At 48.8% G+C, this 17,065-nt stretch carries 13 protein-coding genes and 1 pseudogene; 13 read left to right on the plus strand and 1 reads right to left on the minus strand.

Translation table 11 applies throughout. The features are described from left to right. Positions 1–135 precede the first annotated feature (135 nt). From KCTCHS21_RS03200 to KCTCHS21_RS03205, 3 genes and pseudogenes are all read left to right on the plus strand, one after another. The gene (locus KCTCHS21_RS03200; protein WP_130605089.1) at positions 136–942 is read left to right on the plus strand and encodes a hypothetical protein; all 807 of its coding nucleotides are present in this window, start codon (positions 136–138) and stop codon (positions 940–942) included. A gap of 57 nt (positions 943–999) precedes the next feature. Continuing rightward, positions 1,000–1,056, plus strand: a pseudogene (locus KCTCHS21_RS31900) (S-layer homology domain-containing protein); the annotation flags it as partial. Between the two features lie 24 nt (positions 1,057–1,080). Further along, positions 1,081–1,317 (plus strand): S-layer homology domain-containing protein, encoded by a 237-nt coding sequence (locus tag KCTCHS21_RS03205; RefSeq protein WP_232058055.1) that lies wholly within the window; start codon positions 1,081–1,083, stop codon positions 1,315–1,317. A 366-nt stretch (positions 1,318–1,683) separates the two neighbouring features. On the opposite strand, the gene KCTCHS21_RS03210 is transcribed toward KCTCHS21_RS03205, so the two are convergent. Next, positions 1,684–3,423, minus strand: a complete 1,740-nt coding sequence (locus KCTCHS21_RS03210) for a helix-turn-helix domain-containing protein (protein WP_130605091.1) — start codon at positions 3,421–3,423, stop codon at positions 1,684–1,686. A 181-nt stretch (positions 3,424–3,604) separates the two neighbouring features. Here KCTCHS21_RS03210 and KCTCHS21_RS03215 point away from each other — a divergent pair, with 181 nt between their 5' ends. The 10 genes from KCTCHS21_RS03215 to KCTCHS21_RS03260 all read left to right on the plus strand — a co-directional run bounded on the left by KCTCHS21_RS03215 (position 3,605) and on the right by KCTCHS21_RS03260 (position 17,043). Continuing rightward, entirely contained in the window at positions 3,605–4,636 is a 1,032-nt protein-coding gene (locus tag KCTCHS21_RS03215) for a uroporphyrinogen decarboxylase family protein (RefSeq protein WP_157993934.1), read from the plus strand. A gap of 33 nt (positions 4,637–4,669) precedes the next feature. After that, positions 4,670–5,704: an ABC transporter ATP-binding protein gene (locus KCTCHS21_RS03220; protein WP_130605093.1), complete on the plus strand. Its 1,035-nt coding sequence runs from the start codon at positions 4,670–4,672 to the stop codon at positions 5,702–5,704. Beyond that, complete coding sequence (locus tag KCTCHS21_RS03225) at positions 5,673–6,656, plus strand: ABC transporter ATP-binding protein (protein WP_148669477.1); 984 nt, start codon at positions 5,673–5,675, stop codon at positions 6,654–6,656. Before KCTCHS21_RS03220 ends, KCTCHS21_RS03225 begins: the two co-directional genes overlap by 32 nt. Positions 6,657–6,683: 27 nt before the next feature. Continuing rightward, complete coding sequence (locus KCTCHS21_RS03230; RefSeq protein ID WP_130605095.1) at positions 6,684–7,640, plus strand: ABC transporter permease; 957 nt, start codon at positions 6,684–6,686, stop codon at positions 7,638–7,640. A 61-nt stretch (positions 7,641–7,701) separates the two neighbouring features. Further along, positions 7,702–8,571 carry an oligopeptide ABC transporter permease gene (gene opp4C / locus KCTCHS21_RS03235; protein WP_232058205.1) on the plus strand — a complete coding sequence of 290 codons (870 nt, stop codon included), beginning with the start codon at positions 7,702–7,704 and terminating at the stop codon, positions 8,569–8,571. Positions 8,572–8,622: 51 nt separating this feature from the next. Further along, positions 8,623–10,275: an ABC transporter substrate-binding protein gene (locus KCTCHS21_RS03240; protein WP_130605096.1), complete on the plus strand. Its 1,653-nt coding sequence runs from the start codon at positions 8,623–8,625 to the stop codon at positions 10,273–10,275. Between the two features lie 23 nt (positions 10,276–10,298). Next, on the plus strand, positions 10,299–11,690 hold the full coding sequence (locus KCTCHS21_RS03245) for a M20/M25/M40 family metallo-hydrolase (protein WP_130605097.1): 1,392 nt from the start codon (positions 10,299–10,301) through the stop codon (positions 11,688–11,690). A gap of 35 nt (positions 11,691–11,725) precedes the next feature. Further along, positions 11,726–12,907: a metal-dependent hydrolase family protein gene (locus KCTCHS21_RS03250; RefSeq protein ID WP_130605098.1), complete on the plus strand. Its 1,182-nt coding sequence runs from the start codon at positions 11,726–11,728 to the stop codon at positions 12,905–12,907. A 93-nt stretch (positions 12,908–13,000) separates the two neighbouring features. Next, positions 13,001–15,061, plus strand: coding sequence for a hydantoinase/oxoprolinase family protein (locus KCTCHS21_RS03255; protein ID WP_232058056.1), 2,061 nt, complete (start codon positions 13,001–13,003; stop codon positions 15,059–15,061). Then, positions 15,058–17,043, plus strand: coding sequence for a hydantoinase B/oxoprolinase family protein (locus tag KCTCHS21_RS03260; protein ID WP_130605100.1), 1,986 nt, complete (start codon positions 15,058–15,060; stop codon positions 17,041–17,043). The genes KCTCHS21_RS03255 and KCTCHS21_RS03260 overlap by 4 nt, the downstream gene beginning before the upstream one ends. Positions 17,044–17,065 lie beyond the last annotated feature (22 nt).

Raw genomic sequence — 17,065 nt, forward strand, 5'->3', positions numbered from 1 at the left:
CTCTTTTCGATCAGCCTATTGTCCATTTTCATCCAGTATAATCGAATCGCTGTGCTCTTTCACCGTATTTTCACCAAGTGCACGTAATATAGGCTTCAGGAAAACAAATCCAAGTTGAAGAAAGGAAGTTATCACATGAAAAAGAAATCAAGGCTCCTAATTACAGGTTCGCTCGTAGTCACTCTAGTTATCGGTGGGGGAATCGCAATTAACAACAGCGGGGTAAGCAGAGCTTGGGCAGCAGAGGCGGTATCGACTGCGGATTCGGCAACGAAGGCACCAACAGATAAGCCAGCTAGTGAAGCTGGCAAGGTAGAGGGGAAGGGAGAAAAGAGAAATAAGGGGTGCGAAGGGGATAAAGGAGTGGGTGGCCCGAAGAAAGATCATCCAGCTGGATCAAAAGGAACAAAGCCGTCCGAAGAATCAGCATCTAACAATCCATCCGAACAGGCCGTAAATACAGTCGTTATATCAGGTGGTTTTAAGACAGATCCTGAGGATCACGGCAGACCGGTTGTACTCATTGCCGCAGCTCTTGGGGTTCCTACTGACGTGTTCAGAGAAGCCTTTAGCGGAGTAACCCCTGCTGGATCGGGAGAGCCAAGCTCTGAGCTCGCTCAAAAAAATAAAGCGGCTCTTCTTAAAGTTCTTGAGCCCTATGGTATCACGAGTGAACGCTTGGATGAGGTATCCAACTACTATCGCTATAAGGCAAGTAAAGGAGAGACCTGGACAAAGACTGCAGCAAGTGCAACAGTGACGGTTACGAATGGGGTTATGACGGGAGTGAAGATTACGAATGCGGGAGCAGGGTACTCTTCCAATCCAACCATAACCATTAAGGGACCAGATGGTAAGGTTGTTACTGCGACAGCTACAGTGTCCTATTCCAAAGATTTTAAGACCAATGGTCGTATTTCAGCTATTACTATTAATAAATAAATCTGAAAGAACACCCCCGTCACTTCGCATTTTTGCGGCTGTGATGCGTACCATTTAATTAATGGGTTCGAAGATGGAACATTCCGGCCAAACGATAAGATTACGCGTGAACAGGCAGCGGTTATTATATCTAAGGCAATGGCGGTCACAGGCTTGAAAGGTAAGCTTTCTGTTCAATCCATGGAAGAGACACTTCTTCCGTATGCGGATGCAGCAGAGGTGTCCACTTGGTCGAAAAACAGCATCGCTGACAGTGTACATGCTGGTATTATTTCCGGCAGAAGCAGCACCGAGCTGGCAACTAAGGCTTATATAACGAGAGCAGAGGTAGTCGTGATGATCAAGCGTTTGCTCGAAAAATCAGATTTGATTTAATGGCGAAAAAGTAAAAAGGCGTTGGTACCGGTATAAACTACCTGTACTAACGCCTTTTTTACTTTGAGCGACAAAACGTGCAACACGCACCGATTCAGCCGTATCTGAGCCGCGTAGTTCGAAAAAAACGTACAACGCCAACCAGACCAGCCGCTCCTGAGTCACATAACTCGAAAATTTCGTACAACACCAACAAATCAAGCCGCTCCTGAGCCACATAACTCTAAAAAATCGTACAACACCAATAAATCCAGCGTTTCTGAGTCAAATAGCTCGAAAATTTCGTACATCGCTCACCAATCTAGTCACTTCCAGCCGCGTAGTTCGAAAAAACCTTATAACGATAACGAACCACTCACTCACCACTCAATGAGCCAAACCTTCCCCACTCGTCGATTCATTCATCTCGTCCTTCACCAAATCGTATGCCCGGATGGCGACTTCAAGGCATAGCCGCCGTTCCGCGTTCAAATAATTGCTCCCCAGCAATTCCTTCAGTTTATCTAGTCGATGGTACAGCGTTTGACGGTGTATAAACAGCTTTTCGGCGGTTTCTTGCTTCGCGCCCATGCAAGATAAATATTGGTCAAGTGTTTGGAGCAACGGTGTGTCATTCTGCTGATCGTGCGCCAACAAGCTCCCTAGATGATACTGCACGAATTGAATTAATTGACTCGTATTTCCGATGCTTTTGAGCATTTGATAGATGCCCATGTCCTCGTAGAATGCGCTCATGGATGTTCTAGCAAGCAAACGAGTAACGGACACGACATCGAGTGCCTCTCGATAGCTCTGAGCGGCATCGCGTAACCGAGTTTTCATATGCCCGAAGCCAGCATGAAGCTGTAGATTGTTGCCTGGTCTGAGGCGATTCGATTTTTTGAGCAGCTCAATTACTTTACGCAGAGCTTGCTTGACCTTCTCCCACTGCGCTTCTGTGTTCGCGAAGGTTTCCCGGATACAAAGCAAATGTATGACGTTATGATGCAGCAACAGCAAATTGTAAATACCGTGTGTGGACAATAAGGAGCGAAGTAGCATGACCACATCTTGATTAAGCATTTTGACAGATTGATGCTCATCAGAATATTCGGGACGCTCCAATACGACGATTCCGGAGACGAACAAATACTTGCCATCGCTTAATGCTGGCAAGCCTATTTGCGCTAGCATTTGATCCTCGTGGGACACTTCACCGAACAAAATATCTTGAATTAAGCGAGAGTACCCATCGCTAGATCTATCATCCAGAAAAAGCTTGCGCAGCAATATTTGCTCTGCCGTCTTGCTAGCGTACTCCAGTAATAACGCTATATATATTTCAGAAACGATTTGTTGATTTTGAGGAGGCAGAACAAGACCAATATAGGACAATACTTGTCCGAGTCCGACGATCGGTTGAGACAAAACATTCCTACCATCTGGCAAAGTCACCTTAAGGCGTCTTCTTGCAGAACCAGGGAGGGAGTCAATTGTGCTGCCGAATTGCTCCAAGGTTTCGTTGAAGCTTGAAGAGCCCGAAGAATCCGAAGAGTCCAGTGTGTCTGCTATGAACAATGAAGGCTCTACGATGGAATGATAGATCACTTGTAGAGAGGAGTACTCATGAACAATACGCAGAATGGTAGGCATATCGGTAGCTTTTAGAGTAGCTTGCTGCAGCTTGTGAGAAAATTCGCTCAATGCATTCAAGCGATCATCCTGATTATGGAGCAATAGCAGTGACTGTATATGCTGCAGCAGATCGGGGATAGATGCCTGATCGTTGACAATAAGAATAGGAAATTGCCTATCACCTGCTGCCTGGATGAAAGAATCTAGCAAAGGCTGGTTAGTTGTCATCGATATGCATAGACCAACGGCACCTTGCTGCTTCAGGACATCGATAAAATCGCTTGAATCGTTCTGGTTTCGAATAAGATCGAGATCGTCGGTTACGAGGAGAGTGTCTTGTGCAAATTCGACCTGTTTGTCGGTCAGAACACGCACTTTGCGAATGGGCAGATGCCAATCCTGCTCGGTTCCAAAGACGCTGGTATTTGAAGAGCTGAAGTGTAATAGCAGGCGTTGAATAGTGAATGGCTTCGTGATGATGTTCGCCTCCAAACGATAGATTGCTAATGTGTCTTCATACGAAACGCAACATGAATGGTGGTATTTACTAGACGTTATGTACAACAAAACATCTAAAAGAGTAGTGTATAATAAATTTATTAAATATCCAAGTTATTTTATCGGATATCGTGTATATCGAAAAAATTATCGTCTCAAAGGGGAATATCGGCATATGACTCAGAATAAAAGAGATCGATTTAATCGTATTCTCATTCAAAAAGAGGTAGCGGATCGACCGCTCGTCTCCGCTTGGCGACATTTTATAGAGGCGGAACGGGATAGTGCTGCACTTGCGGCTGCAACCGTTGCTTTTCAACGACAATATGATTGGGACTTTGTCAAAATAAATCCACGCACAACCTACTACGCCGAAGCTTGGGGCAATGAATACGACTATGAGGCCTATGACGGGGTAGTGCCAGCTACATTGAAAGCGCGTATTGGACAAGCCTCCGACTTGCGCCGAATTACGGCCCGCACGGCCGAGGAGCCTTCCTTTAAGGAGCAGCTGGATGTTATTTCACGAGTACGCCAGGCGCTCGGTCCCGATGTGCCGATTGTGCAAACCTTATTCTCGCCACTAGCTGTGCTGGAATATTTGAGCGGGCATCGTACACTTGCGGCTTACCGGCCTGCTGTTCGGTCGGCAACACCGCTGCCTGATCTTTTGGCGGCGGCCCCTGAAGATGCGCATGCTGCATTGCAAGCTATTACGGATACACTGGTCAACTACGTCAAGGCAGCGCTTGAAGCGGGAGCCGATGGCATCTTCTATGCGGTTCTTGGACAGGCACGCGACGGTTATTTGACGGAGTCCGAGTATGAGAGCTTTGGTCGTACGTATGATTTGAAGCTCCTGCAGGCGATAGCACCTACGCCAGTTATTTTGCATACCTGCGGTCCTGAAGCGCATCCTGAGCGGTTTGCTGATTATCCGATTTCTGCGTTGCATTGGGCGGATTTGGCACAAGGCAATCCGGGCTTGCAGCAGGGTGAGCAGTGGCTTGACGGACGCGTTGCAATGGGCGGCGTCGACGAGCGTTTGTTCTCCGAGGCGAGCTCGGTCGAACTGATTACGAAGCAGGCTCAGTTAGCAATAGAACAGCTGAGAAATCGTCCGTTTATATTGTCTGCTGGCTGCGGAGTGCCGCTTAATACTGCGGATGAGGCACTGAAAGCACTCCGGGCTGCAGTGGAATCTTGAAGATAAGCTGTCACTAAGAGAGGAGGGGGAAGCATGCAGCCCATTTTGGAGCTACAGCATGTACAGGTTACTTTTCGAACGGAGAAGGACGAGGTTGCTCCGGTTGAAGACGTCGACTTTAGTCTCCATAAAGGCGAAACGATTGCTATCGTCGGTGAATCAGGGAGTGGCAAAAGCGTAACGACCCTCTCCATCATGGGACTGCTAGGGAAGTACGGGAAGGTTAAGCGAGGGCAAATCCTGTTCGACGGTCTCGATATTACGAAGCTGTCGAACAAAGAGCTTAACCGAATTCGCGGCAATGAAATCGCTATGATTTTTCAAGAGCCGATGAGCGCACTGAACCCGGTGTTCACCATTGGCTATCAGCTAGTTGAGCAAATCCGCAAGCATAAGAAGCTGGGACGCAATGAAGCACGTAGCGAAGCCGAGCAAATGCTGAGGAAAGTAGGCATTGCGCGGTCGGAGTCTGTTATGCGTGAATATCCGTACGCGTTGTCTGGAGGTATGCTTCAGCGGGTCATGATTGCCATGGCGATGTCCTGCAAGCCGAGGGTTTTAATTGCAGACGAGCCGACTACGGCGCTGGACGTTACGATTCAAGCCCAGATATTGCGGCTGATGAAGCAGCTAAAGCAAGAGCTGGACACCTCCATTCTCCTTATTACGCACGATATGAATGTCGTGGCAGAGATGGCCGATCGGGTCATCGTGATGTATGCGGGTGAGATCGTTGAGGAGGCGGATGTGTTCCAGCTGTTCGATAATCATCGTCATCCTTATACCAAAGGCTTGCTGGAATGTATTCCGCACATTGGTGCCGGTCCGCATACGAGATTAGCCTCGATTCCGGGAACGGTTCCGATGCCGCAGCATATGCCGAAAGGCTGCCGGTTTCAGGATAGATGTCCTGATGTGATGGAGCGGTGTAGAAGTCAGCATCCGCCTTTGCTCGATGCGGGCGATGGGCACAAAGCGCGCTGTTGGCTTGTCGCAGAGCGAGATAGGGAAGGAAGTGAGGGGGATGACATTGTCAATGAAAGCGGTAGGACAACAGCCCTTGCTTGAAGTTAGTCAGTTGAAAAAGCATTATCCGGTTCAAAAGGGTTTTCTGGCTCGCACCGTGCAGCATGTTAAAGCCGTGGACGGGGTTTCTTTCTCCGTCCGCCAAGGTAGCACATTGGGTATTATCGGGGAGTCTGGCTGCGGTAAATCCACTTTAGGCAGACTCATTCTCCAGCTGGAAAAGCCGACAGAGGGCAGCATTCAGTTTCAGGGAGAGGAATTAACGGGCAGAACTCAGCGCCAGCTTCGTCCCATACGGACGCAGATGCAAATTGTGTTTCAAGATCCGTATTCCTCTCTGAACCCACGACTAAGAATCGGGAGTCAGCTTGCAGAGCCGATTCGCGTGCACGGGCTGCTGGAGGGCGCTGCAATCGACAGACGAGTCGAGGAATTGCTGGACATTGTCGGGTTATCCAAGCATCATCGTTCCCGCTATTTACACGAATTTTCAGGCGGGCAGCGACAACGGATCGGCATTGCTCGTGCACTTGCTGTTAACCCAAAGCTTATCCTATGTGACGAGCCTGTATCTGCGCTGGATGTTTCGATCCAGGCTCAGATCTTGAACCTGCTTAAGGATTTGCAACGGGAGCTAGAACTGACTTACGTGTTCATTGCGCATGGTTTGGGAGCCGTCAATTATATTAGCGATCGCGTCGGTGTCATGTATCTTGGCAAAATGGTCGAGATCGCAGACAACGAGCAGCTGTTCGCAGCACCGAGGCATCCCTACACGGCAGCGCTGCTTGCTTCACATCCTCCTGCTAGTCCGTATCATCGCAAACAGGAAGAGCAAGTGCTACAGGGCGACATTCCGAGTCCGCTGAATCCCCCTGCTGGCTGTAGGTTTCATACACGTTGCCCTTATGTTCAGGAGCGTTGTCGCAAGGAGAGTCCCGAGCTGACGGGCGAAGAAAATCATCTTGTAGCCTGTCATTACCCATTGCATTAGAGAAAGCTCCTGATTGGGAGGAAGAGCATGTTAAATTACCTCATACGTCGTATTCTCATAGCCATTCCTGTGCTGGCAGGCATTACGCTGTTTAACTTTCTGATTATTAATCTAGCGCCAGGCAATCCGGTGGATATGTTTATTAATCCCTCTATGAGTCAGGCTGATATCGATCTACGCAAGGAGCAGCTAGGAATTAATGATCCCATCTATATCCAGTATTTTAGGTGGCTGGGCAACTTGCTTCAGGGGGATTTCGGATATTCGTATTCCAGCTATGAGCCGGTTATGCAGGCGGTTGGAGCCCGAATTGGACCGACGCTTCTGTTGATGGGAGTTTCCCTGCTGCTAGCTTATATCATTGCGGTCCCAATCGGTATCCTGAGCGCAAGAAAGCAATACTCCTGGTTGGATTATACGGCAACCTCCTTCTCTTTTCTCGGGGTTTCAATTCCGAACTTTGTTCTAGGTCTGGGAGGCATATATTTGTTTGCGCTAACCTGGAAAATACTTCCCACAGGAGGGATGTATACACTCGGCAAAGAGAAAACGTTTGTCGATCTGCTTCATCACTTGATCATGCCTGCTTGTATACTGGCCACTGCCTCGGCGGGTAGCATGGTCCGGTATATCAGGTCTAGCGTACTGGAGGTGCTGGGGCAGGATTACTTACGAACTGCCCGAGCCAAAGGGATTTCGGAATTCATGGTAATCAACAAGCATGCACTCCGCAATGCTATGATCCCCATCATTACAGTTGTCGGGCTTGATGTTCCGCTATTGTTCGGTGGGGCGGTTATTACAGAGCAAGTGTTCCAATGGCCTGGCATGGGGCAATTAATGATTCAATCGATTGGGTCGCGTGATTACCCGACACTGATGGCAATCAATTTGGTTGCGGCGGTTGCCGTACTGGTTGCCAACATACTGGCGGATATCGCGTATGCGGTGGCGGACCCAACCATTAAATACAATAAGCGATGAAGGGGGTGATGTCTTGAGGGAAAATTCAATGTCGACGGTTAACGGGGATGGCGACGTTTCTATGGAGCAATTCCAGATGGAGGCAGCCAGCGGCTGGAGGACGGCGGCAAGGCGATTTTTCCGACACAAGCTTGCAGGTGTGGGCTTCGTCCTATTCATCCTGCTTGTATTAATGGCACTGCTGGCACCTTTAGTGGCACCTCATGATCCTTATGCAATCGGCAAATCCTATCAGTCCCCATCCTGGTCATCCGGCCATTGGCTTGGAACGGATCAGAGTGGGCGCGACGTTCTAAGCAGATTAATGTACGCTGCTCGCGTATCTTTATCTGTCGGAGTTGGCGCAGTAGCTATTTATGTGGTTATAGGGACGCTGATTGGAGCGGTTGCCGGTTATTACGGTGGATGGGTGGACAGCTTGGCCATGCGTGCAACAGATGTATTCATGTCCTTTCCTTATTTAATGGTCATTCTGGTCATGGTCAGCGTGCTTGGGCCTAGTCTAGGAAATATCATTTTGGCGCTTGGTCTGCTCGGCTGGCCAGCGGTAGCCAGGTTGATAAGAGGCGGAGTATTGTCGATCAAGGAAAAATCTTTCGTCAAGGCGGGAATTGCGCTGGGGTATAGCACTCCGAGGCTGTTGTTCAGGCACATTTTGCCTAATGTCATCGCCCCCGTTCTGGTCAATGCCACCTTCGGCATCGCCGTGGCGATCATTACGGAAGCATCGCTTAGCTTTCTTGGGATGGGCGTTCAGCCGCCTACAGCAAGCTGGGGTAATATGCTAACGGAAGCTCAATCCTTCTCGACATTGACCAATCGTCCATGGCTGTGGGTTCCCCCGGCTAGCATGATCGTTCTTGCGGTCGTTTCGATTAATTTTATGGGTGATGGATTGCGCGATGTAATGGACCCTAAGGGAAGACGGTAAGACAAGTTAGAAAAAACTATCATAGTCACACCTACTGGAGGAAAATTGAAAATGAAAAAATCAGTACATCGATCACTTTTATTACTTGTTCTATTAGCTGTTGCCGTGCTTACGGCATGCAGTAACAATAACGCGGAGCCAGAGAAGACTAGTCAGTCCTCACCTTCTGCTAGCAGTGAAGCTCCGGCAGCGGCAGCAGAGAAAACGTTGTTCGTCGGCTTGTCCATTCCGCCGATTGCTTTTAACCCGCTAGCTAATGGCGACATCGCGTCAACGTACGTACAAGGTTTCCTTTTCGATCCATTGCTCGTTATGGACGGACCACTTAGCTTCGTTCCTAAGCTGGCTACTTCAATCGAAACAACAGACAATCAGAATTACACTATTCATCTAGATAGCAAAGCTGTATGGTCTGACGGTACTCCGCTCACTTCAGACGATCTGATTTTCACGCTTAACCGCGCTGCAGATCCGCAAGTACAATCCGTCTATGGTGCTTATGTTTCTATTCTTGAAGGAGTGGAAGCAAGTGGAAAGCTACCGGAAGGTCAAAGCGAAATCCCATCTGTTAAGAAAGTGGACGAGCATACGGTAACCTTGACGACAAAACAACCAGTAGACCCGAACCTTTTGAAAGAGCAAATCGGCTCCAAAATTCTGATTTTGCCTAAACACATCTTGGAGAATGTAGCCAAGGATCAATTGGCACAAGATCCGTTCATGCTGAACCCAACGGTTACAAGCGGAGCGTTCAAGTTTGTGAAGTATGAGAAAGACCAGTACGTACAGCTGGCTGCCAATAAGGATTATTATCAAGGCGCTCCTAAGCTTAGCAATGTATATATTAAAATTTTGACAACACCTAACCTGGTTGCTCAATTGCAAAGTGGCGAAATCCACATGACTTCCGGCGGCTCGCCATCGAAGATCCCGGTTCAGGATTATAGCACAATTCAAGGCCTGTCCAACGTAAATAGTAGCATTGAGAAGACGTTGAATTTCCAATCCGTAATACTCAATCAGAACACTGTGAAGCAGAAAGAGCTTCGTCAAGCGATTGCTTATGGTATTGATCGCAAGTTTATCGTCGATGAGCTGCTTGCAGGATCAGGTGAGATCGTTAACGGTCCGTTCACTTCGTTACATGCGTACCATAATTCTAATGTGAAATCTTATGACCATGATATCGCTAAGTCCAAAGAATTGTTCGAGAAGGCTGGCTGGAACTTCAAGGATACGCTTCGTTTAGTTGTTCCTACAGGCAATCAGATTCGTGAGCAGGTCGCCAACATCATTGTGGAAAATCTTCGTCAGGTAGGCGTGAAGGTTCAAATCTCGACGTTCGACTTCCCGACAGTAATGCAGAAAGCTAAAGCGGGAGATTATGATTTGCTGCTCATGGGCTACACCTTTACAATGGATCCCGATTACACTTCTCTCTACGGTAGCAACGAGCCTTACAACTTTATGAAATATACAAGCGAAGAAAACGATCGTCTATTACTAGAAGGTAAGAACGAGGCAGATCCAGAGAAACGTAAAGTCATTTACAACCGTCTGCAGGAGCTATGGCAGGAAGACTTGCCGCTTATCGCTCTGTATTCCGATCCTGACTTCATTGCTGTTTCGAAGAAGGTTATCAAGGGTGGACCTAAAGTATTTGGAACTTTCGCTGAGCTGCAAAATTGGGATATTAACGAATAAAGATTTCAGAAGGAGCTGGAGATATGTCTAACGATTTCGTGAGCCAGTTGACGGAGAAGGCGGAGGACATCTATCCAGAGGCGTTGAGGCTGCTGGAGGGATTGATTGCAATCCCTTCGGTAGCTGCACAGCACCGGGAAATTCCGACGGCGGTTTCTTATATCCGCGAAACGATTGATCAATGGGGTGGCCAAACGGTAGTGTTGGATGATCTTCCCGGCAATCCGGTTGTTTACGGCTATTTTCCCGCTGGTCCGGGAGGGAATGCACAGCGTACGCTGCTGTTCTACAATCATTACGATGTTCAGCCGGAGGAGCCGCTTGAGGAATGGGAGTCGGCTCCCTTCGAGCTGACGGAACGTGACGGCAAGCTAATCGGGCGAGGTGTCGGTGACAACAAGGGGGATATTGCTGCTCGTCTGGCGGCGGTGCGAATTATGCAAAGCCTGCCCGGAGGCCTGCCTTGCAACGTGAAGTTTATGTTGGAGGGTGAGGAGGAGATTGGCAGTCCGAATCTAGCTCCCTACGTGGACAAGTACAAGGACCTTTTTGCGGCGGATGCCTGCATATGGGAGTTCGGGTATAAGGATGAATCCGAGCGTCTTGGACTGGTAGCGGGGTTAAAAGGCTTGCTATACGTCGAGTTGAACTGCCAGAACGCCGATCACGATCAGCATTCGCTGACTAGTGGCTACATCGACAATCCCATTTTCCGATTAACACACGCTTTGGCATCCTTGAAGGACGAGCAGGGGCACGTACGGATTGAAGGCTTCTACGAGGATGTTCAGCCGCCAACGGAAGAGGAGCTGCAGGCTGTATTAAATCTACCTTTCGACGAGGAGAAAATAAAACAGCTATACGGCTTAAGGCTTCCGCTGCTAACTGAGCGATCGGGCAAAGACCCGCGTATCGTAACGGCTTTCGACCCTTTGCTTACCGTTTGTGGTATCCATGGCGGGTACACGGGCGAGGGTGCAAAGACGCTAGTCCCACGCGAGGCATCAGCTAAGCTTGAAGTTCGGTTAGTAGCTGGACAAGATCCGAAGAAGGTTGTACATCTTCTAAGAGCACATCTAGAGCGTCATGGCTTCGGAGAAATTCAGGTGACAGTCATTAATGATAAGCAGCGTGGATATCGCTCAGATTTTTCTGATCCTTTCGTAAAGCTGGTCAAATCGACAGCCGAAGAAGTGTATAAGGACGGCGTGACGATCACTCCAAGTCACCCCGGCTGTGGGCCGATCTACGATCTCGGTAACGTTCTCCAGCTTCCGATTGTTAGTACGGGCATTGGATGGATTGGGTCCAAGTACCACGCTCCGAACGAATGTGTAAGAATAGATGATTTCAAGCAAGGCATTGTGCATATTGCGCTTCTCCTCAGCCGTTTCGGACAGCTGACACAGGATTAAGAGGGAACGCAGCCCAAGACAGGAGCTTACATCTTATGAAAATACTTAAAAACTGCGTTTTAATAGATGGAATTTCTCAAGAACCCGTTGATGGAGCTTATGTTGTCATTGATGGAGATACAATTGTAGCAACTGGGCGCGGTGATTATGCTTCTTTTGCGGGCGAGGTGATTGATTGTCAGGGGAGCTATGTACTTCCCGGCTTAATCGATACGCACGTGCATTTAATCTGGAACGGCTCTTCTCACCCGCAATCTGTCATCGCGGGCGCTGATCCGGAAATGGTGACCTTGCATGCTTATCGTCATGCTTTGCAGACGTTATCGCTCGGTGTCACCTCCGTTCGGGATTTAGCTTCGCCATTTAAGACTGTATTGCAGGTTCGTAATGCCATTAATCAAAAGCTGCTCACGGGTCCTACTATTGTAGCTTCTGGACCTTCCATTAGTATGACGGGTGGCCATATTCATTACATCGGGGTTGAAGCCGATGGCGCTGATGAAGTGCGCAAGGTAACACGTAATCTGCTTAAACAAGGCGCTGATGTCATTAAGGTTATGGCAACAGGTGGCATCTATACAAATGGCGAAGAGCCTGGCTCAGTTCAGATGACACTGGAAGAGTTAAAGGCTGCCCGTGAGGAAGCAAGCAAAAAAAATAAAAAAACCGCTGCACACGCACAAGGCTTGCAAGGTATTATTAACTGTCTAGATGCGGGCATCGAGACGATTGAGCACGGTATTTATGCCGATAAGCATGCGCTTAAGCGTATGAAAGAGCTTGGTACTTATCTTGTGCCGACGATGATCGTATTTCGCAATCTAGCTTCGGATAGTGGTATTCCGGCTTGGGCTCACAAGAAGGTTCAGCATGTATTGGAGCCACATCGTAGCATGCTTGAGCAAGCGGTCTCGATGAAGCTAAATATTGCTACAGGAACGGACTGCGGCTCACCGGCGACACCGCCGAAATATTATTTCGACGAGCTGATCATTATGCAGGAAGCGGGAATGACTCCAATGGAGGTTATTCATGCTTCTACTAGAGTGGCTGCCGCTTGTATCGATTTGCACGATCGCGGTACAATTCAAGAAGGGAAAAAGGCGGATTTGCTCATTTTGCAGGAAAATCCGTTGCACGACTTGAATGTACTTAGAGGAGACAAGCAAGTGGTTAAGGATGGCCAGTGGGTAAGCGGAAAGCTCTTGCTGATTTAACGATTTGATAGAGACTGCCTGTTGCAACACCATTGCCAGGCAGTCCTTCTCATTATATTGAAGCTCTACATGACAATAGGGAGGCATAAGTACTTGAGTAAGTCTAAAATACGCCTTGGCATTGATATAGGTGGAACCTTTACGGATCTTACCGTATACGAAGAGCAGACAGGCGCCACGCTCAGCCTGAAAACTCCGACAGTAGCCGATGACCCTGTGCAGGGAATTGCAAATGGGCTTATCTTGCTTAAGAACAAAGGACTTACCGTCGATCAGATTCACTATTTCGTACATGGTACAACGATCGGGCTAAACACATTATTGCAACGCAAAGGCGCCAAAACAGCGTTGTTCGTCACAGAAGGGTTTCGCGATATTTTACATTTGCAGCGTTTAAGATTGCCTATACCTTATGATTTTCGTTCCCGGCTCCCGGAGCCACTTATTCCACGTAAGCATGTGTATCCCATTCGGGAAAGAATGCTTCAGGATGGAACCATTAGAACTCCATTGGATTTAACTGAGCTGGATGCGGCGATCGATGCTGCTGTAGCGGCCAAGGTTGAGGGAATCGTAGTATGCTTTCTTCATAGTTACAAAAACGCCGAACACGAGCTTAGGGCAGCCGAGCGTATCAAGGAACGGACAGGTGGTCGTATGGAGGTAACGCTTTCCTCCGTATTATGGCCGCAGATGCGGGAATATGAGCGCGCAGTAATGGCTACCGTAAATTTATATATATTACCTACTTGCAAAAGATACTTTCAAACGCTTGCTGAACGCCTCATTGCAGAAGGGGTTGAGGCAACGCCATTTATTACACAATCTAATGGCGGACTCATGGACATTAGCACGGCTACAGAGGCTCCTGTAAGAACGTTGTTCTCAGGTCCTGCGGGTGGAATTGTTGGTGCTGTCCGGGTAGCGGAGTCTGCTGGAATTCGCAACGTCATTACATTGGATATGGGCGGAACAAGCGCAGATATTTCTATTATTGATAATTTGCAGCCTTCCTTCGTACAGAGCAATCATCTTGCAGGCTTTCCTATTATTCTCCCTGCCGTTTCGATTTTCTCCGTGGGGGCGGGTGGAGGCTCGTTCGCTTGGATAGACAAGGGCGGATTGCTTAAGGTCGGTCCGGAATCCGTTGGCTCTAATCCTGGACCTGCTTGTTATGGAACGGGTGACAAGGCTGCAATGACCGACGCGTTTTTGCTATGCGGCTATATTAATCCAGAACGGTTCGCAGCAGGTAACGTGAAGCTGTATCCCGAATTATCTGCGGCTGTTCTTCAGCCTATTGCCGACTATCTGGAGACGGAGGTTTGGGAAGCTGCTGACAAAATGGTACAGGTTGCCGTGGCGAATATGTATGCCGAATTAAGTGGCATTATCGAGCAGCATGGCCTGGATCCGCGTGATTTCAGCTTGATGGGCTTTGGAGGAGCTGGCCCCGTTGTGGCTAATTTCCTTGCGGATGAGATCGGCGCGGATTCCGTGCTTATTCCGCCAAGCCCAGGTACCTTGTGTGCGCTAGGGTCATTGATGGCTGATTTTGCTTACGATGCGGTGCAAGCTCGTTATGAGAAGCTGGAGCAAATTCCGCTTTTGGTGCTTCGTGGCGAATATCGCAAGCTGGTCAAGCAAGCAGAAGCCTGGCTAAACGAGCAGCAAATTAACGGATTAGCTGAACAAAGCATTTTATATTATATGGATATTCGATATGTAGGACAGGCTTTTGAGCTGGAATTGCCCATTACGGAAAAGCAGCTTAAGCGGAAGGATTATCGTAGCGTCATTAAAGCTTTCCATGAGCTACATCAAATGCAATACGGACATCATGATGAAAATGCAGAATTGGAAGTCATTCAATTAAGGGTGCGAATTCTTGGACATACGATTAAGCCGGGAATTAAGCAAGTAGAGGCAGCGACTCAGCCACCGATCAGCAGAGGCAAACGTCGAATGATCGGTAGAGGACGTGAGTATGAAGCGACGATATATTGGAGGAACGAGCTGCTGGATGGACATGAAGTAGCTGGCCCTGCAATTGTAGAGCAGGACGATACGACTGTTGTCATTCTGGATGGCTGGCAAGGTCGGGTAGACGGTCGCGGGAATCTGATTGTGCGGCGGAAGGAGGAACTGCGATGAGGACGGATCCGGTAACTTTAGAAATTATGCGCAGCTACTTCAACGCGATTGCCAGTGGCATGGGGCACATTATTGAAAGAACCTCGATGACAACGTTCGTTAAGGAGTCGGCGGATTTTGCTACAGCTCTCGCAGCTCCTTCCGGGCAGTTTTTCGTTTATCCGCAATCGGTTGGAGTTACGATTTTCATGGGATTAAGCCTTCAGCAGGCAATCTCGAATTGCGAGCCGCTAGAGCCAGGGGATATTGTTATTACGAATGATCCCTACACAACAGATGGCTTAGCCACTCATTTGCCGGATGTACACGTATTTAAGCCTATTTTTATAGATGGAGAACTGATTAGCTATGCATGGGCGTTTGTGCATTGCAGCGATGTGGGCGGACTAGTTCCAGCGAGTATTTCTCCATTGGCTACGGATATTCATCAGGAGGGCTTGCGCATCCCACCGGTTAAGCTTCACCGAGCGGGAAAGGTAAACAAGGACGTGCTTTCCTTTCTAGACAGCAACAGCCGGGTTCCCGGTCTGAACATGGGAGACATTAATGCCATGATTGCTGCAGTGAATACAGCGGAGACGCGTGTTCATACGATGGTAAGCAAATTTGGTATTGAAGCGGTTCGGCATTCTATGTTTGATTTGCTAGAACAGGGGGAGCAGCGCTCACGCCAAGTCATCGCCGCGATCCCGGATGGGAGCTATACGTTCGCCGACTACCTGGATGACGATATGGTATCGGACATTCCGATTCGCCTGGCTTTGACGCTTACGATTAAGGGAACGGAAATGATTTTGGATTTTACAAAATGTGATTCTCAGGTAAGTACGGCCTTTAATCTAGTTACGAATGGCAAGCCGCATTCATTTATGCTACAAGGACTAATCAACTATATTATTAGCTCTGATCCTTATATTCCCGTCAACGGGGGCATTATTGCGCCGATTAGTGTCATTGCGCCTCGCGGAAGCATCGTAAATCCCGAATATCCTGCATCTGTTGGGGTTCGGCATGCTATAACGATGAGGCTTTACAGCGCTGTACTGGGAGCTCTTTCGCAGGCCGTTCCTGAGCTGGTGCCGGCTGCTGGAGCGGGACAGGCCGCCATCGTCGTGCTTTCAACTCCAGGGGACGACGGCAAGTCGCGTCAGATGGCAGTTGTTGAGCCAATGGGCGGTGGAGGCGGCGGGCAGAGTGATATGGACGGCGTCGATGGCATTGATCATGCTTCGGGCTTTCTTCAGAACACACCTATTGAAAGTCTGGAGCAGCATATCGATGTTATGGTTCATCGCTATGAGCTTTTGCCGAATACGGGAGGAGCAGGACTACATCGTGGTGGTCATGCAATCGGACTGGACTTTGAGATCATGAAGCCTGAATCGATTGTAACGGCTCGGGGCTTGGAACGGATGAGCTTCCAGCCGTGGGGACTGACTGGCGGTAAGGCAGGAGCACTGGGTCATATCGTGCTAAACCCTGAAGGTGAGAACAAGAAAGTACCGAAGATTAGCGTGCTGACACCTGAGCTCGGTGATATTGTAAGTATCCGTTCTCCGGGAGGCGGGGGCTGGGGTAATCCGTTGGATCGCTCGCCTGAATTAGTCGTACAAGAGGTGGCTGACGGCTTGTTAAGTGTTAAGCAGGCGGCTGAACAGTACGGCGTCGTTGTGGCCGAATTGATCGTAGATGAGTCTGGACAGCTATTTACTTGGGATACTTTGGCTACAGAAGAGCTGCGCGCCGAGCGTCAACGCCAGATTGCCGGCATTGTACAGCCGTTGTGGCAATTCGGAGCTGCGCGTGAAGCTTATGAGCAACGTTTTACGCCGGAGGCTAGTGATACGCTTGCAGTGCTGCTGTTAGAGCTTCCGCCATCGTTGAGATGGCATCGGAAACAGGAAATTCACAAGAGTTTGGCCGACCACGAGGGCCCCATTCTTGCGGAAGATGTGAATAGGGTATGGTCACATGGTCACTAGGGAAATAAGTGTAATGAGGTGT

The sequence above is a fragment of the Cohnella abietis genome (genome assembly GCF_004295585.1).
Taxonomy (GTDB): domain Bacteria; phylum Bacillota; class Bacilli; order Paenibacillales; family Paenibacillaceae; genus Cohnella; species Cohnella abietis.

What these genes read in the sequence shown, in the direction of transcription:
- KCTCHS21_RS03260 (WP_130605100.1), top strand. Translation starts at nt 15,058, where the DNA reads ATGAGGACGGATCCGGTAACTTTAGAAATTATGCGCAGCTACTTCAAC.
- KCTCHS21_RS03200 (WP_130605089.1), top strand. Translation starts at nt 136, where the DNA reads ATGAAAAAGAAATCAAGGCTCCTAATTACAGGTTCGCTCGTAGTCACT.
- KCTCHS21_RS03215 (WP_157993934.1), top strand. Translation starts at nt 3,605, where the DNA reads ATGACTCAGAATAAAAGAGATCGATTTAATCGTATTCTCATTCAAAAA.
- KCTCHS21_RS03230 (WP_130605095.1), top strand. Translation starts at nt 6,684, where the DNA reads ATGTTAAATTACCTCATACGTCGTATTCTCATAGCCATTCCTGTGCTG.
- KCTCHS21_RS03240 (WP_130605096.1), top strand. Translation starts at nt 8,623, where the DNA reads ATGAAAAAATCAGTACATCGATCACTTTTATTACTTGTTCTATTAGCT.
- KCTCHS21_RS03205 (WP_232058055.1), top strand. Translation starts at nt 1,081, where the DNA reads ATGGCGGTCACAGGCTTGAAAGGTAAGCTTTCTGTTCAATCCATGGAA.
- KCTCHS21_RS03250 (WP_130605098.1), top strand. Translation starts at nt 11,726, where the DNA reads ATGAAAATACTTAAAAACTGCGTTTTAATAGATGGAATTTCTCAAGAA.
- opp4C (WP_232058205.1), top strand. Translation starts at nt 7,702, where the DNA reads ATGGAGCAATTCCAGATGGAGGCAGCCAGCGGCTGGAGGACGGCGGCA.
- KCTCHS21_RS03225 (WP_148669477.1), top strand. Translation starts at nt 5,673, where the DNA reads ATGAAAGCGGTAGGACAACAGCCCTTGCTTGAAGTTAGTCAGTTGAAA.
- KCTCHS21_RS03220 (WP_130605093.1), top strand. Translation starts at nt 4,670, where the DNA reads ATGCAGCCCATTTTGGAGCTACAGCATGTACAGGTTACTTTTCGAACG.
- KCTCHS21_RS03245 (WP_130605097.1), top strand. Translation starts at nt 10,299, where the DNA reads ATGTCTAACGATTTCGTGAGCCAGTTGACGGAGAAGGCGGAGGACATC.